This is a genomic window from Thermobacillus composti KWC4 (assembly GCF_000227705.2).
GTDB classification, from domain to species: Bacteria; Bacillota; Bacilli; order Paenibacillales; family Paenibacillaceae; genus Thermobacillus; species Thermobacillus xylanilyticus.
Map to the genome: position 1 here is coordinate 1093410 of NC_019897.1, position 20407 is coordinate 1113816.

The 20407-nt window shown below is 61.4% G+C and carries 17 protein-coding genes and 1 pseudogene; 13 read left to right on the plus strand and 5 right to left on the minus strand.

Going from position 1 to position 20407, the window contains the following annotated elements:
* Window positions 1–14 precede the first annotated feature (14 nt).
* Window positions 15–632 carry a Myb-like DNA-binding domain-containing protein gene (locus tag THECO_RS20420; RefSeq protein ID WP_157373526.1) on the minus strand — a complete coding sequence of 206 codons (618 nt, stop codon included), beginning with the start codon at window positions 630–632 and terminating at the stop codon, window positions 15–17.
* 205 nt (window positions 633–837) lie between these two features.
* Between THECO_RS20420 and THECO_RS05080 the strand changes: the two genes are divergently transcribed.
* A complete protein-coding gene (locus THECO_RS05080) occupies window positions 838–1578 on the plus strand; it encodes a MerR family transcriptional regulator (protein WP_015253986.1) in 741 nt (246 codons plus the stop codon).
* 64 nt (window positions 1579–1642) lie between these two features.
* On the opposite strand, the gene THECO_RS05085 is transcribed toward THECO_RS05080, so the two are convergent.
* Both THECO_RS05085 and THECO_RS05090 read right to left on the minus strand, forming a co-directional pair.
* Window positions 1643–3151, minus strand: a complete 1509-nt coding sequence (locus tag THECO_RS05085; protein WP_015253987.1) for an ABC transporter substrate-binding protein — start codon at window positions 3149–3151, stop codon at window positions 1643–1645.
* A 132-nt stretch (window positions 3152–3283) separates the two neighbouring features.
* Window positions 3284–4780, minus strand: coding sequence for an ABC transporter substrate-binding protein (locus THECO_RS05090; RefSeq protein WP_015253988.1), 1497 nt, complete (start codon window positions 4778–4780; stop codon window positions 3284–3286).
* A gap of 190 nt (window positions 4781–4970) precedes the next feature.
* Here THECO_RS05090 and THECO_RS05095 point away from each other — a divergent pair, with 190 nt between their 5' ends.
* From THECO_RS05095 to THECO_RS05125, 7 genes are all read left to right on the plus strand, one after another.
* A complete protein-coding gene (locus THECO_RS05095) occupies window positions 4971–5660 on the plus strand; it encodes a uracil-DNA glycosylase (RefSeq protein WP_015253989.1) in 690 nt (229 codons plus the stop codon).
* A gap of 576 nt (window positions 5661–6236) precedes the next feature.
* Window positions 6237–6536, plus strand: a complete 300-nt coding sequence (locus THECO_RS05100) for a hypothetical protein (RefSeq protein ID WP_041853808.1) — start codon at window positions 6237–6239, stop codon at window positions 6534–6536.
* A gap of 88 nt (window positions 6537–6624) precedes the next feature.
* On the plus strand, window positions 6625–7410 hold the full coding sequence (locus THECO_RS05105; RefSeq protein ID WP_015253990.1) for an ABC transporter ATP-binding protein: 786 nt from the start codon (window positions 6625–6627) through the stop codon (window positions 7408–7410).
* A gap of 25 nt (window positions 7411–7435) precedes the next feature.
* Window positions 7436–8236 carry an ABC transporter permease gene (locus THECO_RS05110; protein WP_015253991.1) on the plus strand — a complete coding sequence of 267 codons (801 nt, stop codon included), beginning with the start codon at window positions 7436–7438 and terminating at the stop codon, window positions 8234–8236.
* A gap of 61 nt (window positions 8237–8297) precedes the next feature.
* On the plus strand, window positions 8298–9149 hold the full coding sequence (locus tag THECO_RS05115; protein WP_015253992.1) for an ABC transporter permease: 852 nt from the start codon (window positions 8298–8300) through the stop codon (window positions 9147–9149).
* 35 nt (window positions 9150–9184) lie between these two features.
* Window positions 9185–10789, plus strand: coding sequence for an FAD-dependent oxidoreductase (locus THECO_RS05120; RefSeq protein WP_015253993.1), 1605 nt, complete (start codon window positions 9185–9187; stop codon window positions 10787–10789).
* A complete protein-coding gene (locus THECO_RS05125) occupies window positions 10786–11088 on the plus strand; it encodes a 4Fe-4S dicluster domain-containing protein (protein WP_015253994.1) in 303 nt (100 codons plus the stop codon). Before THECO_RS05120 ends, THECO_RS05125 begins: the two co-directional genes overlap by 4 nt.
* Window positions 11089–11246: 158 nt before the next feature.
* Here the strand turns inward: THECO_RS05125 and THECO_RS05130 are convergent, their stop codons facing one another.
* Window positions 11247–12767, minus strand: a complete 1521-nt coding sequence (locus tag THECO_RS05130; protein ID WP_015253995.1) for a transposase — start codon at window positions 12765–12767, stop codon at window positions 11247–11249.
* Between the two features lie 228 nt (window positions 12768–12995).
* On the opposite strand from THECO_RS05130, the gene THECO_RS05135 reads away from it, so the two are divergent.
* Genes THECO_RS05135 through THECO_RS05145 form a run of 3 tightly spaced genes read left to right on the plus strand, consistent with a single transcriptional unit; the run spans window position 12996 to window position 16070 of the window.
* Window positions 12996–14027 carry an ABC transporter substrate-binding protein gene (locus tag THECO_RS05135; RefSeq protein WP_015253996.1) on the plus strand — a complete coding sequence of 344 codons (1032 nt, stop codon included), beginning with the start codon at window positions 12996–12998 and terminating at the stop codon, window positions 14025–14027.
* Window positions 14028–14040: 13 nt separating this feature from the next.
* Window positions 14041–14838 (plus strand): alpha/beta hydrolase family protein, encoded by a 798-nt coding sequence (locus tag THECO_RS05140; RefSeq protein WP_015253997.1) that lies wholly within the window; start codon window positions 14041–14043, stop codon window positions 14836–14838.
* Window positions 14838–16070, plus strand: coding sequence for an MFS transporter (locus tag THECO_RS05145; protein WP_015253998.1), 1233 nt, complete (start codon window positions 14838–14840; stop codon window positions 16068–16070). The genes THECO_RS05140 and THECO_RS05145 overlap by 1 nt, the downstream gene beginning before the upstream one ends.
* A 60-nt stretch (window positions 16071–16130) precedes the next feature.
* Here the strand turns inward: THECO_RS05145 and THECO_RS05150 are convergent, their stop codons facing one another.
* Window positions 16131–17750: an RNA polymerase sigma factor gene (locus THECO_RS05150; protein ID WP_015253999.1), complete on the minus strand. Its 1620-nt coding sequence runs from the start codon at window positions 17748–17750 to the stop codon at window positions 16131–16133.
* A 314-nt stretch (window positions 17751–18064) separates the two neighbouring features.
* Between THECO_RS05150 and THECO_RS05155 the strand changes: the two genes are divergently transcribed.
* Window positions 18065–19051, plus strand: a complete 987-nt coding sequence (locus THECO_RS05155; RefSeq protein ID WP_015254000.1) for an ArsR/SmtB family transcription factor — start codon at window positions 18065–18067, stop codon at window positions 19049–19051.
* A gap of 215 nt (window positions 19052–19266) precedes the next feature.
* A pseudogene (locus THECO_RS05160) lies at window positions 19267–20378 on the plus strand (ABC transporter substrate-binding protein).
* Window positions 20379–20407 lie beyond the last annotated feature (29 nt).

Sequence of the window (20407 nt, forward strand, 5' to 3'; positions counted from 1 at the left end):
GGATCAACCGATATTCAGCCGATATTCGTATTCCTTTCACTGTCCAGCCGCTCGTAGACGACGGCGCCTTCCGGGGCATGGGTCGTCAGGTTCATCTGCCTTGCCCGCTGAAGCAGCCGGTAGAGCGTCTCGAGATCGGCCTGGGCGGCCGCGTCGCCGAGCGCTTCGAGCGCGGCGATCCGCTGGCGCAGCGCCTTGTTCTCTTTCTCCACCGCTTTCACGCGGTCGCGGTAGCTGGTCAGTTCCTGGGCCAGATTCGCGAACAGCACCTGCACTTTCGGCACGGCGTCCAAAAGCTGCGAAAGCGCGGCGGGGAGCTGGGGCGTCTTCGCCAGTCCCTTCGTGAGCGCGGCGCTGTCCGCCGGGGCGGACGCCTGATTTCCGGCCGCTTCCCGGCGTTTCTGGCGCCGGCCGCGCCGCGGCTGCACGGGCAGGGTGTAATGGTTTTTGAGTTCGGTGTTCCAACGGAATCCGCAGGCCGCCGCCGATCGGCCGGGCAGCAGTTCCGCAGCCGCGGCAAACGCCGCCGTCAGCGACGAACCGGATTCCACATGCTGACGGATGACGCCAACCAGCGTCTCATCTTCGCTCGGTGTCCATCTTGCGCGTGTTTTCTCCGAAATCACTGGCATACACTCCCTTCGATTCTGTTACCATTGTTGCCGAATCCGGGCAATCTATTCTTGCGAAACTTCGAATTTCCCGAAATCATTCGTCCGTTGCCCCGATAATGCGAGATGGCGTGCGGGCGGAAAATTTTTTTTTTTCAAAAAGCCGCTTGACTCTCACGTTACGTGATACTGTAGATTGGGGGGCGAAAGGAGGTCAGACCTTTCCATGCGGGTGAAAGAAGTGGCCGAACTGGCCGGCATCAGCGTGCGCACGCTCCATCACTACGACGAAATCGGCTTGCTCGTGCCCGACGGGGTGACGGAAGCCGGTTACCGCATCTATTCCGAGCGAAATCTCGAGATGCTCCAACAGATTCTGTTCTTCCGTGAGCTCGGTTTTCCGCTGAAGCGGATCAAGGAGATCATCACGGATCCGAAGTTCGACCGGCTCGCGGTGATGGAAATGCATCGGAACATGCTGCTGGAGCGGAGAAAAAGACTGGACAGCATGCTCGCCACACTGGAAAAAACGATACGACACATGAAAGGGGAAATTTCGATGACGGCGCAAGAACGATTCGAAGGGTTCGACTTCAGCAAGAACCCGTATGAAGAGGAAGCGCGCAAGCGGTGGGGAGACGAGGCGGTCGACCGTTCGAACGCGGCGCTCCGCAGCCTGTCGAAGGAGGAAGCCGCCAAGCTGCAGGATGAGATGAGCGCGATCTACCGGAAGCTTGCCGGTCTCAAGCACACGACTCCCGATTCGGACGAAGCGCAGGCCGCGATCGGCGAATGGTACAACCTGCTCCAAAAGTTCGGCAGCTACCCGCCCGAAGCGTTCAAAAATCTCGGTCAGATGTACGTGGACGATGAACGGTTCACGAAGAACATCGATCAATTCGGCGAAGGACTCGCCGCATTCATGCGCGACGCGATGGCCGTTTACGCGGATCGTTTGCAGGCGTGAAGCGGCGGAAGGCAAAGCCCGGGGGCTTTGCCTTCCTTGTTTTCTGCGGCATGATGCGGACGGACTATTCGGCTGAGTCTTCGCCGGCCGCGCCTGCTTCCGCTTCACCGGATTCGGCCGGCATGACGACCATGCCCGATTCGACCGAGGCGCTGGCTTCGTTTCCGCCTGCAGCACCATTCGCTTCCTGGTTGGCAATCGCTTCATCCAGCGCCGCCTGCAGCCGGGTCTGCATGCTGGCGAGCGCTTCCGCCACGGTTTTCTGGTCGTCCACGACAGCCTTCATTTCTTCCGTGCCGATTGTGTAGTATTGCATGAAGAATTCTTGCGGCAGATCTTCAAATCCGGCGTACAGGTTGTTGTTCGACGGTTTCAGCGCGTAGAAGGCCGCCATGTTCCGGCCCTCCTCATCCTGGATATATTTCGTGCGGACCGGTAACTGGCCGGTGTTGTAAGCCTTCGACTTGACCCGCGCGTAATCGTCGCTGTGGATGTAACGGATAAATTCCCATGCCGCGTCGCGATTGGGCGACTCCGCATGGATTGCGAAGATGTTGGAAAACGAGAAGTCGTTCGTATAATCGGGATTGGCCGGATCGACCGGAATGGTGACGAGATCCCAATTTTTAACAATTTTGTCCGGGATGATGTTCGCGGCTTCACGGATTCGCTGCATCAGATACAAGTCGTCGATCGCCATGGCGACTTTGCCGCTGACGAACGGATTCTGCAGCAGATAATCCTCGTAAGATCCGCTGAAGCTCGTATTCTCATTATTGTACAAGGTGTCGGACCGGATGGCCCTGAGCGCCGTCTCGAACGCGTTGACCCAGGATTCGGAGTCGATCGAAATCCGCTTGTCGGCCGGGTTCACCACACGCAGTCCCGATGTCGTCCCGATGGCAAGTCCAAGCTGGAACAATTCCGTCGAATAGCCGAGACTGAGGCCGTAGATCCGGTCTTCGTCCGATCCGTCCGTCGGGAACCGGCCGGCCAGATTGAGCACTTCCTCCCAGCTCATCTTGTCGGTCGGATAGCTGATATTGTACCGGTCGAACAGGTCCTTGTTGTAGTAGATCGCCTGGCTGTAGAAGTGCGGTGTAAGGCCGTACAGTTCGCCGCCGCCCTTTTCCCGCATCAGATCGACAAGCCCCGGAATGAATCCTTCCAGATCCAGCTTGTCCCGCGTCAGATAGGACTCGAGCGAGACGAGCCGTCCGTCGGCGGCGAACTTTTCATATTGATCCTGGTTCAGCATCAGAATGTCCGGCTTTTCGTCCTGGATGAACTGCTCGAATTTCTTCTCGTACTCTTCGCTGCTCTGGATTTCGGATGCCTGAAGTTTGCTCGTGCTGACGACTTCGAATTCGACATTCGGGTTGAGCGCGTAATACAGCATGCCGTAATCGGAGTTGAACGCTTGTTCGTCCCAATGTAACACTTTAAGCGTTACCGGCTCGCCGCCTTGCTCACGGTTGCCGGCGCCGGAACTGCATGCCGCAAGGAGCAACGCCAACGTCAACAACAACACCAGCCAGCGTGACATTCGCCATCTGTTCGTGTGCTTCTTCATCTTGTTTCTCCCCACTCCTTCTCCCATTTTGCGTCGTTTTCTTGAGGATTTGTTGTGTGTGAAGGCGGCACTCTATATTAACGGTTTTGATTATATCTGGTTTCATAGGAATGCCGCCCCAGACCTGAGGAGCTATTCGACCGCGTCTTCACCGGCATCATCCGCCGCCGCCTCATCGGCGTCAATTCCGGTCGAAGCGCCTGTCCCGCCCGGAATCGCCGAAGCGCCTCCGCTATCCTGATTCGCGAGTGAGGCGTCCAGCGCCGCCTGCAGCCGGGTCTGCATGCTGGCGAGCGCCTCCGCGACGGACTTCCGGTCATCCATGACAGCCTGCATCTCTTCCGTACCGATGGTGTAATATTGCATGGAAAAGTCCTGCGGCAAATCTTCGATACCGGCGAACAGGCTGGATGATGAGGGTTTCAACATGTAGAAAGCTGCCATGTTCCGGCCTTCACTGTCCTGAATATATTTGGTGCGGACCGGAAGCTGCCCGGCGAATGTTTTCGATCTGACCTGCGCGAATTCGTCGCCGTGGATGTAGCGAATAAATTCCCAGGCCGCGTCGCGGTTTGCCGACTCCGCATTGATCGCAAAAATGCTGTAGAACGGAGTGTCATGCGTATAGTCGGGATTTGCGGGATCGACCGGTATGGTGACGAGATCCCAATTTTGCACCGCCTTGTCGGGGAAAGCGTTCGCGGCTTCCCTGAGCTGCTGCAGCAGATAAGTCGTGTTTATCGTCATGGCGACTTTGCCCGCGATGAACGGATTCTGGAACAGATAGTCCTCGTAAGTCATGACGCCGCTGAAGTCCGAATTGTCATTCGGGTACAGCGTGCCGGAACGGAAGGCTTTGAGCGCCGTCTCGTACGCGCGGACCCACGATTCGGAATCGATCGACACCCGCTTGTCGGCAGAGTTCACCACGCGGAGCCCCATGGTCAACCCGATCGTTTGTCCGAACTGGTGCAAATTCGATGCCGTATAGCCGAGATCGATGCCGTAGATTCTGTCCTCGTCCTGCCCGTCCGTCGGAAACCGCCCGGCCAGATTGAGCAATTCCTCCCAGCTCATCTTGTCGGTCGGATATTCGATGTTGTAACGGTCAAACAAATCTTTGTTGTAGTAAACGGCCTGGCCGGAAAATTGCGGCGTCAGACCGTACAGTTCGCCGCCGCCTTTCTCACGCATCAGATCGACCAGGCCCGGGATGAGCCCTTCGAGATCGAACTTGTCATCGGCGACATAGGATTCGAGCGAGGCAAGCCGGCCGTCGGCGGCAAACTTCTCGTATTGATCCAGGGTCAGCATCAGAATGTCCGGTTTTTCGTTCCGGATGAACTCGTCAAATTTTTCATTGTAATCGCCTTCTCCGGTTTGGATGGAACTGGTGCTGGCAATCTTGATGTCGAAATTCGGATGCGTCGCATAGAACAGCAGGCCATAGTCGTTGTAGAATATCTGTTCGTTCCAGTACATGATTTTGAGCGTTGTCGGTTCGCCGTCCGACTCCCGGTTTTGGCCTCCCGAGCTGCAAGCGGTCAGCAGCAAGGCCAAGGCGAGCGCGGCCGGCAGCCAGCGCTGCAGGCGCAGCCGGATCGTGGTATGTTGGATTGAGCGAAACAAGGAAAACTCCTCCCCTTTGATCAATATTTTGTTGTACGCTGCGGTGTGTGTCGCTTTTTCGCTGGCAAAAGTCGGCTCTATATATAGACGTTGGATATAAAGATTTGGTTTCGTTTGGAAGATTTGGAGATGGCCGTGATGTGGACAAAACCGCCTTTCGCGCGGATAATGGAAGCGGGAGGAGAAATTCGTGGCAATTTTGCGGAACGATTGGGCCGATTACCTGGAAGCGGAGTTTTCGAAACCGTACTATCAGCAATTGCGCAAGTTTCTTGTCGAAGAGTACCGGACGCGGGTCATCTATCCGGATATGTACGATATTTTCAACGCGCTTCACTATACGTCTTACGCCGACACGAAGGTGGTCATTCTCGGGCAGGACCCCTATCACGGACCGGGGCAGGCGCACGGTCTCTGTTTCTCGGTGAAGCCGGGCGTGCCGCAGCCGCCGTCGCTGCAGAACATTCTCAAGGAACTGCATGACGATCTCGGCTGCGCGGTGCCGCAGCACGGCTGTCTGGTCCGCTGGGCGAAGCAGGGCGTCCTGCTGCTCAACACCGTGCTTACGGTGCGCGCCAACCAGCCGAATTCGCACCGCGGCATGGGCTGGGAGACGTTCACGGACCGCGTGATCGAGACGCTGAACATGAAACAGGAGCCGGTCGTGTTCCTGCTCTGGGGCAGCCATGCGCAGAGCAAGGCGCAGCTCATCACGAATCCGCGCCATCATCTTATCCGCTCGCCCCATCCGAGTCCGTTGTCGGCGTACCGCGGCTTCTTCGGCAGCCGCCCGTTCTCGCGCGCGAACCTGTATTTGCGGGAGAACGGCCTCCCCGAGATCGACTGGCAGCTGCCGCTGAGCGCGGACGAGGCGATGTGATCCGGGCGGCGTGCCCGCGCGGCGGTGTATTGGCGCAGGCGAGGCGGCTGGCCGGGCCGTTGCCTGGATGGCGCGTGTGCCGGAGCGCCGCGGCAGACCGGGCATTCCGCCCGGCTCGCGCCCGCTGCGGGGACCGTTGCCGGCGACGCCCCGGCGGGGCGCTTCAGCGGGTCAGGCGGCTGCCCGGATACCGTCATCGCGGGCGATCTGGTGCAAATCTGCACCAGATCGAGCCTGTCGGCTTCTCCGCAGCGCAATGTGGTGCAAATCTGCACCACATTCGGACGATTTTGGCGGGCGGCTCCGAATAAGGTGCACATTTGCACCAGATGGAGCTTTATGGACGTTTTCGGAGAAAATCGGGTGCATTTTTGCACCACGTACGGCGCATCCCCGCATTTTTTTTTCCAAACAGGCGGTTGACAGACTGTCATCCCCGTGCTAAAGTGTTGCTCATCAGCTTATACCCACTAAGTGGATTGGAATTATCAAAATTTGTCGACCATGCCAATGGAGACTTTCTGCTGCGGATGCGGACGGAAAGTCTTCTTGGCGTTTATATCGGGAGGTGCACCGATGGCTGAAACCGCGGGAGAGGTCATCCATTGGCCGGACTACAAATTCGCGGAATATTGCCGCAACCGCTACCGGATCAACCGCGGCGTGTACAACACGATCGATGTCTGGCTGTACGAGCACGGCTGCCGCGACATCGGGGAGCGCAGGCGGCTCATCCTGCTGTTTCTGGCGGCGTGCAGCGAGCAAGCCGACGAGGAGGACGGCAAATTCCTCAAATTCGGCAAAGGCGGTTTGACGGACCGCATCCGCCAGTATGTTTTCGGCGCCCGGCAGGCCGGGAGCCGGTTGGTTCACTGAAAAAACGATAACGTCGACCGTACGGACGGAGGCATTCTCGAAGCGGAGGATGCCTCCGTTCCGCTTGGGACAGGGAAAGGATGATTCGATGAGCCAGAGCCGGGCGGATCAACTCGACATTCGGCACGTCAGCAAAACGTTCATCACGCAGAAAGGCAGCGTCCACGCGCTCGACGACGTCAGCCTCCGCGTGCGGGAGGGCGAGTTCATCACGCTGATCGGTCCGAGCGGCTGCGGGGAGAGCACGCTGCTGAAGATCGTCGCGGGGCTTGACGACAGCTACGAGGGCGACGTGCTGCTGGAAGGGCGCCGCGTGGCCGGCCCCGGCATCGACAAGGGGTTCGTGTTCCAGGAGCCGCGCCTGTTCCCGTGGCTGACGGTGGAGCGCAATATTGCGGCCGACCTGTCGCTCCGGGATCCCGGGGTGCGGAAGCGGGTCGACGAGCTGATCGAGTTGGTGCGGCTGCAGGGATTCGCGAAGGCGTATCCGCGCGAGCTGTCCGGCGGGATGGCGCAGCGGGTCGCGATCGCGCGGGCGTTGCTCCGCAGCCCGAAGGTGCTCCTGCTCGACGAGCCGTTCGGCGCGCTGGACGCCTTCACGCGGGCGCACATGCAGGAAGTGCTGCTCGACGTCTGGCAGACGAACCGGACGACGATGCTGTTCGTCACCCACGACATCGACGAGGCCGTGTTCCTCGCGAACCGGATCGTCATCATGCGGCCCAGGCCGGGCTCGATCCGCGGCGTCATCGTGAACGATCTGCCGTATCCGCGCAAGAAGGCGAGCAGCGCGTTCCAGGAGATGCGTTTCCGCGTGCTGAGCGAATTCGAGAAACCGGAAGAGCCGGTCGCCGCGGACTGGGCCGGACTGTGACCGCGGCGCGGAGAGGAGGGTGAACATGGCCAAACCGATCGAATCCGGAGTCCGCCGGGAGCCGAACCGGGCGACGATCGTCGCGCTCGGCTCCATCCTGCCCGTCCTGCTGCTCGGCGGATGGCAGCTCGCCGGCGACATGGGCTGGATCTCGACGCTGCTCTTCCCGACGCCGCTCACGATCGCGGAGACGTTCGTGCGGCTTGTATCCGGAGGCGAGCTGTGGATGCATCTGCGCATCAGCTTCGTGCGCGCCGCCCTCGGGTTCGCGCTCGGCACGGGGCTCGGCCTCTTCTTCGGCCTGCTCGTCGGGCTGTTCCGCCGGGCGGAGCGGTCGCTCGATCCGTCGATCCAGATGATCCGGATGATTCCGCATCTCGCCGTCGCGCCGCTGTTCGTGCTCTGGTTCGGCATCGGCGAGGAGTCGAAGGTGCTGCTGATCGCCAAGGGGGCTTTTTTCCCGCTCTACATCAACACGTTCCTGGGCATCCGAGGCGCGGACAACAAGCTGTTCGAAGTCGCGCGCGTGCTCGGGTTCAGCCGGGCGAAGCAGGTGATGCGGCTCGTCATCCCGTCGGCGCTGCCGAACATTCTGCTCGGCGTCCGGCTGTCGCTCGGCGTCGCTTGGCTCGGCCTCGTCGTCGCGGAGCTGATCGCGTCGACCTCCGGCATCGGGTACATGATGTCGGACGCGCGCCAGTTCAACAAGACGCCGGTCGTCTTCGTCGGCATCATCCTGTTCGCGCTCGTCGGCGTGCTCGTCGACGTGTTCGTCCGGTTGCTCGAGCGCCGGCTGCTGCATTGGCGGGAAGGGTACAAAGGCTGACCGGCCGGGACAGGCCGGCCGATAATCTCAGCCGATCATTCCGGCGAAAAGGAGGCTTACCATGAGCGAAAACATTGAAACGCTGCGCCCGGGACAGATCCGGGATGCGGCCGCCCCCGCCCGGAGAGGCTGGGGCGGGCGCCCGATCCGGCAGGCCGGCGCGGATTTCCTGGCGGGCGCCGCGCTTCCCGTCGCCGTCATCGCCCTGTGGCAGCTGGCGGGCGACGCGAACCTGATCGACCCGTTCTTCCTGCCGACGCCGCTCGCCATTCTGGAGGCGTTCCGCGACCTGATCGCCTCGGGCGAGCTCGCGCACCATCTCGGGGTCAGCGTCCGGCGCGCGGCCGTCGGGTTTCTGTTCGGCGGCGGGCTCGGGCTCATCCTCGGGCTGATCGCCGGGTTCAACCGGAACGCCGAATACGTGCTGGACCCGAGCATGCAGATGCTGCGCATGATCCCGCACCTCGCCATCGCGCCGCTCGTCATCCTGTGGTTCGGATTCGGCGAGACGTCGAAGATCATTCTCATTGCGAAGGGAGCCTTTTTCCCGCTGTACATCAACACGCTCATGGGGATCAGGGGCGTGGACGAGAAGCTGGTTCAGGTGTCCCGCATTCTCGGCTTCGACCGGCGCAAGCGGCTGACGCGGCTCATGATTCCCGCGGCGATGCCGTGCATCCTGCTCGGCCTCAGGCTGTCGCTCGCGCTCTCGTGGCTCGGCCTCGTCGTCGCGGAGCTGCTCGGCTCGACGAACGGCATCGGCTTTCTGATCAACGCCGCGAAGCAGAACGGAACGACGGAGATCATTTTCGCGGGCATCGTCATTTTCGCAATCGTCGGCAAATTGCTGGATTCGTTCGTGAGGCTGCTCGAGCGCAGGCTGCTGCACTGGCGCGACAGCTATCACGGATAAATCATAGATGAACAAGCATGAGGGAGGATGAAACCATGAGCATTGCGCACGCACGGCATAACGAGCTGTCCCTGGAAGCGGACGTGCTGATCATCGGCGGCGGTCCGGCGGGTACGTGGGCGGCTATCAGCGCGGCTTCCCGCGGCGCGAAGGTCATTCTGGTCGACAAAGGGTACTGCGGCACGAGCGGCGCGACGGCGCCCTCGGGCACCGGCGTCTGGTATGTGAAGCCGGATCCCGTCCTGCGGCGTCAGGCGAAGGAGAGCCGCTACGCGCTCGGCGGCTTTCTGGCGGACAACCGGTGGATGGACCGGGTGCTCGATCAGACGTACACGAACATGAACCGGCTGGCGGAGTGGGGCTATCCGTTCCCGCTCAATGAATTCGGCGAGCCGCACAAGCGCGGACTGCAAGGGCCGGAATACATGAAGCTGATGCGCAAGCTGGTGAAGAAGGCCGGCGTCAAAATTCTCGACCACAGCCCGGCGCTCGAGCTGCTGGCGGACGAATACGGCGTCGGCGGCGCGTCGGGCATCCGGCTCGAGACCGGCGAGCCGTGGACGGTGCGCGCGGGCGCGGTCGTCATCGCCACCGGCGGATGCGCGTTCTTGAGCAAGGCGCTCGGCTGCAACGTCCTGACCGGCGACGGTTATCTGCTCGCCGCGGAGGCGGGGGCGGAGCTGTCCGGCATGGAATTCTCCAACGCCTACGCGATCTGCCCGGTCTTCTCGTCCGTCACGAAGACCGCGTTCTACCGCTACGCGACGTTCTATTACGAAGACGGAACGGTCATCGAAGAAGCGGGCTCGCAGCGCGGCCGCTCGGTCATCGCGCGCAAGCTGCTCGAAGGGCATCGGGTGTTCGCGCGGCTCGATCAGGCGCCGGAGGACATCCGGCCGCTTCTGCGCGTGAGCCAGACGAACTTCTTCCTGCCGTTCGACCGGGCGGGCATCGATCCGTTCCGCGACCTGTTCGAGGTGACGCTCCGGCTCGAAGGCACGGTGCGCGGAACCGGCGGCATCCACATCACGGACGAGACGTGCGCGACGAAAGTGCCGGGCCTGTACGCGGCGGGCGACGCGGCGACGCGCGAGCTGATCTGCGGCGGCTTCACCGGCGGCGGCTCGCACAACGCGGCGTGGGCGATGTCGTCCGGCACGTTCGCCGGCGAAGGCGCGGCGGATTACGCGCTGAAGCTCGGACAGCGCGGAACCGGGCGGCGGCTGCGCGGGCTGTCCTCGCAGGCGATCGCGGGCCGGCAGGGACAGACGCCGCAGCGGACGGCGGAGTTCATCCGCGCCGTCCAGTCGGAGGTGATGCCGTACGACCGCAACCTGTTCCGCACGGAGGAGCGGCTGAACGACTCGCTCGTCCGGCTTGACGGGCTGTGGCGCGACATCCGCAGCAGCAGCGTGCCGCTCACGACGGATGCGGTGAAGGCTCGCGAAGCGGCGGCGATGACCGCGACCGCGCGCTGGATGTACCGGACCGCGCTGCATCGGACCGAGACGCGCGGCATGCACAAGCGGGAGGACTTCCGCACGCTGGACGAGTCGCAGAAGCACCGCCTGGTCAGCAGCGGGCTCGACGAGGTCGCCGTCCGGACCGAGCAGGTCGGGAAGGAGGCTGCGCTGGTTTGATCGAGATCATCAGCGAAACGAAATGCACCGCCTGCAACCAGTGCGTGAACGTCTGCCCGACCCGCGTGTTCGACCGGACTGACGGCATCCCGGTCATCGCGCGGCAGGAAGATTGCCAGACCTGCTTCATGTGCGAGCTGTACTGCCCGGTCGACGCCCTCTATGTGGCGCCCGAGGCGGAAACGCCGTCCGGCGTCCGCGAGGAGGAGCTGGAGCGCTCCCGGCTCATCGGCGGCTATCGCGAGAAAGTCGGCTGGGGACCGGGCCGGACGCCGGTCGCGCAGCATGAATATCTATAGAGGCTCGGAATTAAGCAGGTGTTCTGAGTCTGAATGAGGGGTGAATGAGGCAGAAGCGCCGATGAAATGGCATGTTTGAAAGCTGTTTTCAAGAATGTGCATGCCGAAGAACCCTAATCCAGGGCATTTTAAAAAAATGCTATATAAACCGTGCTTCATCAAGCGGCTGTTAAGCCTTTCAGCCACTCCTCAATGGACATCGGCTGGCGTTGCTTCTTTGCTTCTTCCAGCCATGCGTCAGCATGCTGGCACATAGCGATCAAGTACACGCGAATGTTCCAGTGACGGGAACTGCGCCCGCGCGAAGCTTCCAGGTTGTAATCGACTTTCTGGCGCTTGATGCAGCGTTCGACGCCGGTTCGTAATGCGTAACGCGCTCTCCACTCCTTGCTGTCGCGTCGGATGCGCGGAAACAGGCGTGGATTGTCCGCCGTGGATGTGTAGAACGTTCTTCCGTACGCGGAAGGCGAGCATGGAGTCGGACATTCCCATTTTCCGACTTTGGCAGGACAGCGCCACTTGATGCGCTGTCGTCCTGGACACTTGCCCCAGCAGACCATCTTGCGTCCGATCGGGCAGACAGGAACGCCGTCGGAATCAATTTTCATTTCATGGTATACCGTTTGCCCGGAGCGCCTGAGATTCAGGTCGATGATGGCGGAAACATCATCATGCTCCAGCATGGTATAGATCGGGAGGGCGTCGTGGGCGGAATCCAGGATCGCCTCTCCCACCTTCCAATCCGAGTACCAGTAGCGAAGTTCACGGTAACCGCAAATCCAGGACACGGCATCGTGCTGGCTGGCGCGGAACAGTCGCGGGTACACGGGCAGATTGTAAGGACTATCCGCTGACGTGAACATGTAGAGCGTACGCCCGTAGTAATATTTTTCGCGATAGCTGTCCCAGCCCCAATCGGCATCCGGATCGGAAAATTGCCGTTTGCAGGAACATTTCCAGTTGCCCGACTGGCGGCAATCGCAAAGGAACTTGCCGTAGGATCGCGCGCCGGTTTCAACCGGAGAGCCGTCGCCGATGACGCGAAAAGAACGGGTATCGCCAAGTAATCCTTTCGCCGCAGAAGGCAGGACGAACATCGTTTGGAATAGTTGTTGCAAGAGATCATGTTCTTTGGGCGTGTAGTGGATCTGGCCTTCGCGCAGGATGCGGGAGACGAGTTTCTCCGTAATTTTCGGATTTTTGGGTTCCTGCTTTTCGTTCTTTTTGCCTTTCTTTCGCGGCTTCTTCAAGCGGCGTTTGAGTCGTCCTGTCTTATGCGGAGTGGATGCCCGCCAGAGCCGCGGGAAAAAGTCGTAGAACGTCCCGACACCCGGCGACTGTCCGGGTTTGAAGCCGCAGAGAATGGCATAGACCGGCGTCGTACGAATCGCGATGACCCCCTCATCGACGCTCAACCCGAGCTTGGTCATGAGAAGCAAGCAGCGGAGCATGTCGGCGGGGTCGTGAGGCTTGCGGCCTTTGGGATTGGCGGAGTAAGTCGAACGCATCAAGGAAGCGGTGGCGGACAGGTCGATCGCCGTGATCCAGAAGATCAAGTCGCCGTAGAAGTGCTGCAAGAACAACATGGCTTCCGGTGTGTCGTACTCCTTTCGCAGTTGTTCGCATACGAAGGTCAAGTAGTCGTGATGAGAGCGAGAAACCAGTTTCAAAACGATCACCCAATTCTCCAAGAGGTAGGCAAAAACTGCCTTCTCGGCGATTATTGGGGCGTTTTGAAAAAGTCAAGAGGAAAGTTTGTTCGCATCCCTTTTTGGGGGTGAAACAAAACAAGACCCTGGCCGAAAGGCCAGAGCCGATGCGGGAATTTTTATTCCGAGAGGCTTATATCTGTATCAGCTGTACGTCAAGACGAATTTTGGCTGAGCCCGGGGAGGACGCGAATCAACGTGACAGCGAAAAAAAGACGCATGCGAAGACGAACCCTGTGGGCGCGCGCGGCCGCGGCGGGCGTGCTGGCCGCCGCCGCGCTGCTGCTTGCGGCATGCGGCGCGGGCAGCGGCGGGGCCGTGAGCGGAGACGCGGAATCCGGCGGCGGCGTGCCGTCCGTCATCACCTACGGCTACATCGGCCTGAACGATCTGAACCTGCCGACCGGCGCCGAAGGCTGGGGGTTCCACAAGGGCATCATCCAGGAAGAATTGAAGAAGTACGGCGTCGCCGAGGTGAAGCTGGTCGGTTTTCCGAACGGTCCGGACCAGAGCGAGTCACTCATCAGCGGCCGGATCGACTTCGGCAGCCTCGGCGACACGCCGGCGATCCTCGCCCGCTCGTCGGGGGCGAAGTCGCGGCTCATCGCGCAGGGGCTGACGGAAAACATCGGCTACCTGATCGGCAAGAAGGACGGGCCGAAGTCGGTTCAGGAGCTGAAGGGCAAGACGATCGCCACCCAGAAGGGCTCGTTCATGCACCGGTATCTCGTCGGGCTACTGGAGAAGGAGGGCGTCACCGACTACAAGCTGGTGCACATGCTGCGGCCGGACGGGGAGGCGGCGCTCGCCCGCGGCGAGGTGGACGCGATGACGAACAACGGCGTCAACGCGCTGAAGCAGATCGAGCAGGGATTCATCCACATCGACGACGCGTCGAAGCATCCGGAGTTGTACGGCACGAGCGTGACGGTGGCGTCGGAAGATTTTCTGAAACGGTTCCCCGATTTTCCGCGCGTCTGGAACGAGATCCGGCTGAAGGCGCTGGAAGATCTGCTGCAGCATGAGGAGGAGTACTACGAGCTCGTGGCGCAGATCCAGAAGACGACGCCCGAGCTGGTGAAGCAGGTCAGCCCGGTCTCGACGATCAAGGACACGCCGTTCACGGAGGAAGGGCTGAAGCTGCTCGAAGGCACGAAGGATTTTCTGGTGAAAGAGAAGCTCGCGGACAACGACTTCGAGATCGAAGACTGGATTCTGCGGGCGGAATAGGAGGGAGAGCGAAATGGGCACGCAGACGGCGGTCACACTCGCGCCGTTCAAGCTGGAGCAGGCGGACGGCACGGTGCTGGAGGGCGAAGTCCGGGTGATCGAAGGCGGCGGGCGAAAGCCGGCGCTGCTGCTCGGCCACGGTTTTCGCGGGCACAAGGATTGGGCGTTCTGGCCCGATATCGCGGAGCGGTTCGCCCGGCAAGGATATTACGCGGTGACGTTCAACTTCGCGCGCATCGCCGCGGCGAAGTCGGGCGACGCGCGGAAGGCGGCCGAGACCGTCACGCTGTCGCGCGAGCTGGAGGATTGGCGGACGATCGTGCGGTCCGCGGTCCGCGGGGAGCTGCCGCTGGCTGAGGGGGCCGACCTGGGGCGGCTGGCCGTGCTCGGCCACAGCCGCGCGGGGACGAGCGGCCTGCTGATCGCCGGCGAACTGACGGAGGTGAAGGCGGCCGTCGTCTGGAACGGCGGCGGCGCGCCGATCCGCCCCTCGGCGGAGGAGGGGCAAGAGCTGACGCCCGCGCAGCAGGCATTGATCGACGACCTCGACCGGAACGGCGAACGGTTCGACGCGCGGCGCGTGTTCGCTTCGCTCGCGATTCCCGTGTTGATCGTGCAAGGCGAAGCGGACGGCGAGCGGCTGTTGGAAAATTTCAAGGCGCTGCGGGATCTGGCCCCGCACCAGTCGTTCGTCGCCATTCCCGGCGCGGATCACCGGTTTGGCGCGGCAGACCCGTACGCGGGGACGACGCCCGCGCTTGACATCGCGGTCTCCGAGACGGCGGCGTTCCTGGACCGCGTCTTCGGCTGATGGCGCCGGGCTGGCTGCGGCAGTTCGGCGCGCTGCTCGCCGTGCAGCTGCTCATCTCGACATCGCACGGGATTTATGCGCCGATCGTCTCCCGCCATCTCGCCGAACTGGGACTGTCCGGAACGGCGCTCACGACCTGGACGGGCATCGCCTTCGCGGCCAACTTCCTCGCGATGATCATCATGCTGCCGATCCTCGGCCGGCTCGGCGATCGGATCGGGCGCAAGCCGATCATGGTCTGGTCCGGCTTCGGGATGGCGGCGGTCACGTCGCTCATGGCGTTCGCGAGCCATCCGGCCGAGCTGACGCTGCTCCGCTTCCTGCAGGGCTGTTTCACCGGAATTTTGCCCTTCTCCAACATTCTGGTGCTGACCGGCGCGCCGCGCCACCGGGTCGCGTTCTCGGCGGGGCTCATGCAGATGATGGGCGAGAGCGGCCATGTGCTCGGGCCGATCCTCGGCGCCGCCGCGATGACGGCGCTCGCGCCGCGCGAGACGTTCCCGCTCATGAGCGTGCTGCTCGTGGCGGGCGCCGTGATCGTCACGCTGCTCGTGCGGGAACCGCCGCGGCGGCCGGCGCCGGAGGCGGCGAAGACGAATCTCATCCAGGACATCGCCGCGATCTGGCGCCGGAAGCCGTTCCCGCATTTGCTGCTCGGCGCGTTCTGCACGAACTTCTGCATCACGGGCACCAGCCCGCTGCTCGCGTTCTACATCGAGCGCGCGGAGCACCGCTGGTGGGAGGGCGGCCTCAATCTCGGCTTCGCCCTCGCGGTCACGTCGCTCGCCGTGATCCTGTTCTCGCCGCTGCTCGGGCGCGTCGCGGACCGGATCGGTCCGCCCGTGCTGCTGAAAGCGGCGACGGGGCTCGCGATCGCGCTCAGCGTGATCCAGGCGGTGACCGACAGTTACGGCGTCATCGTCGTCTGCCGGTTCCTGATGGGCTTGTGCGTCGCCGGCATGCTGCCGAACATCCAGGCGCAGATCCGGCGGAACGTCGCGCCGGGGATGGAGAGCCGCACCTACACGATCGCGAACGCCTGGCAGTTCACGGGCAGCCTCGCCGGTCCGACGATCGGCGGCGTCATCGCCGGGCTGCTCGGCATCCACGGCTGGTTCTGGGCGATCGCGCTCGTGTTCGGCGTCAGCCTTTGGCAGGCGCATCTGGCCGGCCTGTCCGCGGCGGCGGCGCCCGCGGATCGGGTCAAACGCCCGTCGGCGGTGCAATCGTGAATGTGAAAAAAGCTTCCCGATGATCCACGGGTCGGATCAGCCGGGAAGCCTTTTGCATTTTCATTCCATCTTCAGGTCCAGATCCAAATACATCGCGATCGTGCTGCGTTCCGGCTGTTCGGGCTCCGCGATGTGCCCTTCGGCCAGCGCATGGCGCAGGCAGATCATCCGCATGTCGTACAGCTGCGCGCCGGAGACGTATTTGAGCTGTTCCGCGAGCCGCGCGGGGCAGCCCTGGCCGATGAGGTGGTGCACATCCCGGTACAGCCCGTTCATGATGTCCAGCAGCTTGATATAGGCGGGATGCTCCTTGTACGAGCGGAGCGCTTCCCTATGTTCGCGCCGGAACACGGGGAAGTTCGGGATGATCCGCTCCGGATGGTCGGCGAGAAAGCCGCGTTCGATCAGATTGCGGATCACGCCGGCTTCGACGCGGCTCAGGTTTTCCTGCGCGGCGCCTGTGCGGATGGCGTCAGCGAGGACGCGCGTCTCGAAATGGTTCAGTTCGCCCGCGCGGTCCCACAGGCCGGGCAGCCCGAGCTTGTAATGAAACATGATGCCGCGGCCTTCTCCGCTGCCGTTGTGGCCGATGAACAGGTTGTACGGCAAGTCGCACTTCTCGTATCCGACGATTTCCCATCGGCCGCCGTGCGGACGGAGGGTGTAGGCATGATAATCCGGCACGCCGCCGCCGCGGTGTGTTTCGGCGGCGATGCTGTCCACCGCCAGCGGAATCAGCGTCCAGAGCAGGAACCCGCGTTCGAACCTTTGTCCGATGGCCCGCTGCACATCCTCTATCGCCGCATCGAGCAGTTCGATGAGCAGCGGGGCGAACGTCCGCCCGGTCTCCTCCAGCTTGCGGAAAATGGCAAGCCGCGTGTCCTTGTCCAGAATGATGAAATCCGTCTCGTACCTGCCTTTCGCCACTTCCCTGAGCAGCGTCCCTTCCGTGAGCAGCCGCACCTCTTCTTCCATGTACGGCATGGCGACTCCGAGCTCGAGGGACAATTCCTCCAGCGTCATTGGGTTCCGGTATGCCGCGAGCAGAATGTTCTTCGGAATAAGCCGGTTGATCAGGCTCCACGGCGAGCCGTCCCGTCCGTCCGTTCCGCTCTTGCTGAAATCCACCTGTTCGGCTTTGAAGCTCCGCACGCCCGTCTCCCTGGCCATCTCGATCCCCTCCCGGATAGTCTTCCGGCAATCGTGAAGCCGCCGCTTGACCGTGCCTTCCGGCACGCCGAGCCGCGCCGCGATGTCCGCGATCCGCTCGCCCGCGAAATAGTAGGCGACGACGATGTCGCGGTATTCCGCCGTCAGCAGTGCCAGTTCGCGCCGAAGCGCTGCGATCTCGCCGGCCCGGACGAGCGAGGCTTCGGCGGAAGGGCTGTCGTCGGTCTGCGCGGACAGGACGCGTTCGTCATGGACGTCGGCCGAGCGCCTGCGCCGCTCCTTCGCCCAGCGGGCATAGCGGTTGCGCGCCACCGCCCAGAGCCACCGGTCGAAGTCGGCCGGACGGCTGCCGCCGGCGAGGCTCGCGAGCGCCTGCACGGCGATCTCCTGCGCGAGATCTTCCGCTTCGTGGCGGCTGCCCGTCTTCCGCAAGGCGAAATAGTACAGTTTCTCCAGATGGCTGCGCTCCAGCGCCGCACCCGCCGTTGCCGGAACATCAAGGTTTGCCACGCGGCTTCACCTGCCTTTCATGGATACAAGTGTCGCCCGGATCGGGTTGGTTCGGTGCAGGGAGAACATTTTTTTAAAAGGATATCGCCGGCGAACGGGGAGGGTCAATGATAAAATTATCAGAATCTTCATTTGAAACAACAAATATTGTTTCAAATCTTTTTTTAGCGGATAAATGAATTGTATATTGCAAAAATAATTGTCCTAAATTATAATTAAAAGCGATTACAAACAATAATATTTGTTCTAAACAACCTCTTTTCGAGTATGGTACAATTTTTATTGTCGCAAATTGAAGAAAAGAGGGGAAACCGATGAAAATCGAACGGGACGATTCCAGCAAGGAAAAGCTGAACCGCATTCTGACAACAAATCTTGATGAATTCATTCATATCGCGAAGGCGCTTTCAACCGACTTGCGCGTGGAGATCTTCAAGGCGCTGCTGGGACAGCCCCGAAACGTCGTGGAAATCTCCGAAATGTTCGGCCTTCCCGCTTCGACCGCGGCGATCAACATCCGGAAGCTGGAGGAAGCCGGGCTGATCCAGACCGAGATGGTGCCCGGCACCCGCGGCACGCAGAAGCTCTGTTCGGCCGTGTACAGCCGGATTGTGGTCGACCTTACGCACGTCAGGTCCGAGCCTTCGGAATCGAGCGTGGAAGTGTCGCTTCCGATCGGCCAGTTTGTCGATTCACAGGTATCCGCCCCATGCGGCATCTTGAGCGAACATTCCATCATCGGGGAAATGGATGACCCCCGCGCGTTCTTCGAACCGGAACGGATTCAGGCGCAATTGATCTGGTTCCGCCGCGGCTATCTGGAATACCGGTTCCCGAACCGGGTTCCGCGGGGGGCGGTCACCCGCCATCTGGAACTGTCCATGGAAATTTGTTCGGAAGCGCCGCTCCACAAAAGGGACTGGCCTTCAGATATTACACTGTGGATCAATGGAAAGGAGGTGGGAACCTGGACGAGTCCCGGCGATTTCGGAGGCGAGAGGGGTCTGCTCACACCGGAGTGGTGGGGGGTTGAAAACACGCAATACGGACTTCTGAAAACGTGGCGCGTCAATTCCGAAGGCTCCTTCATCGACGGCAGGCATATTTCCGGTCTGACGATCGACGAACTGGCACTGGATGATCTGCCTTACCTGACGGTCCGCATCGGGATCAAACCCGACGCCATAAACGACGGCGGCATGAATCTGTTCGGACGGAAGTTCGGCAATTATGAGACGGACCTGCGCTTGAAACTGGATTATGTCAGACAAAACCAAAACTCGGGGGATGATTCGACGTGAAGCGTTTGAAATGGCTGCATTTCGCCCTGGCGGCATGTCTTGTCCTGGCGCTGTCGGCCTGCGGTTCCGGCGGTTCCGGGAAGTCTGATTCCCAAACCCAAAACAATAACCAGACGGGTTCTTCGGATTCGGAGGCGCCTTCCGGCGATTCCGCTCCGAAGGGCAAGACGGAGCTGGTGTTCTGGTCGCCGTTCTCCGGTCCGGACGGCCCGTTCATGAAGAAAATTGTGGACGCTTACAACGAGCAGTCCGACAGCTACCAGGTCAAATTCCAGATCCAGCCGAGCGGCGACTACTACAAACTGCTGGACAACGCGTTCGGCACGAAGAAGAACATGCCGGACCTCATGATCATGCACCTGGATGCGATTCCGACCTACGCCAGAAAAGATCTGCTGCAGCCGATGGACGATCTGGCCGCCAAGGCCGGCATCACGAAGGAAGACTATGTCGAAGCGGCCGTCAATTACGCCACCATTGACGGCAAATGGTGGGGCATCCCCTCGACATCCATCCGCTGATCATGTACTACAACAAGGATCTGTTCGCGGCAGCCGGCATCGAGCATCCGCCGACCAACCGGGAAGAATTCCTGGAGGCCGCGAAGAAGCTGACCGATCCGTCCAAGGGGCAATGGGGCTTCGTCATGCCGACGCTGTGGCCGCAACAGTTCATTTTCCCGTCGCTCATTTATCAGCAAGGATCGGATCTGGTGGACGCCGAAGGCAACCCGAATCTGAACTCGCCGGAAGCGGTGGATGCGCTGGCGTTCCTGAAGAGCCTGATTTTCGAACACAAGGTATCGCCCGAGAACGTGGCCCAGGACGGCGAAGTGAAGCTGTTCCTGCAAGGCAAGAACGCGATCCAGTTCAACGGTCCGTGGATGAAGGACCAATGGGACAAAGCCGGCATCAACTACGGTGTCGCGCCGGTTCCGGTGTTCTTCGACCAGCCGGGCGTCTTCGGGGGTTCCCATACGTTCGTCGTGCCGAAAGCACAGACCGACGCCGCGAAGCTGGAAGGGATCGGCGACTTCCTGAAATATGTGGCGGGCCACTCGCTCGACTGGGCGGAGTCCGGCCAGGCCGTCGCGTCGAAACAGGTGCTCGCAAGCCCCGAATTCCAGCAGCTCACGCAGCAGCAAACGGAAGTGGCGAAGGAGTTCGACTATGTGCATTTCGCGCCGCCGATCCCGGACTGGGGTTCGATTGTCGGCGAGCTGTGGACGCAGGTCAACCTGACGCTGCTGGGCAAGGCCGAGCCGCAGAAGGCGCTTGACGAAGCGCAGAAGAAAGCGCTTCAGGCGGCAGAAGCCAAAAAACAATGATGGACGTTCGTGCGCTTGAGCGGGCGGGT

Excerpts from the sequence above, each read along its gene's own strand:
- THECO_RS05105 (WP_015253990.1), top strand. The coding sequence starts at position 6,625 with ATGAGCCAGAGCCGGGCGGATCAACTCGACATTCGGCACGTCAGCAAA.
- THECO_RS20420 (WP_157373526.1), bottom strand. The coding sequence starts at position 632 with ATGCCAGTGATTTCGGAGAAAACACGCGCAAGATGGACACCGAGCGAA.
- THECO_RS05145 (WP_015253998.1), top strand. The coding sequence starts at position 14,838 with ATGGCGCCGGGCTGGCTGCGGCAGTTCGGCGCGCTGCTCGCCGTGCAG.
- THECO_RS05155 (WP_015254000.1), top strand. The coding sequence starts at position 18,065 with ATGAAAATCGAACGGGACGATTCCAGCAAGGAAAAGCTGAACCGCATT.
- THECO_RS05120 (WP_015253993.1), top strand. The coding sequence starts at position 9,185 with ATGAGCATTGCGCACGCACGGCATAACGAGCTGTCCCTGGAAGCGGAC.
- THECO_RS05085 (WP_015253987.1), bottom strand. The coding sequence starts at position 3,151 with ATGAAGAAGCACACGAACAGATGGCGAATGTCACGCTGGCTGGTGTTG.
- THECO_RS05110 (WP_015253991.1), top strand. The coding sequence starts at position 7,436 with ATGGCCAAACCGATCGAATCCGGAGTCCGCCGGGAGCCGAACCGGGCG.
- THECO_RS05115 (WP_015253992.1), top strand. The coding sequence starts at position 8,298 with ATGAGCGAAAACATTGAAACGCTGCGCCCGGGACAGATCCGGGATGCG.
- THECO_RS05100 (WP_041853808.1), top strand. The coding sequence starts at position 6,237 with ATGGCTGAAACCGCGGGAGAGGTCATCCATTGGCCGGACTACAAATTC.
- THECO_RS05140 (WP_015253997.1), top strand. The coding sequence starts at position 14,041 with ATGGGCACGCAGACGGCGGTCACACTCGCGCCGTTCAAGCTGGAGCAG.
- THECO_RS05080 (WP_015253986.1), top strand. The coding sequence starts at position 838 with ATGCGGGTGAAAGAAGTGGCCGAACTGGCCGGCATCAGCGTGCGCACG.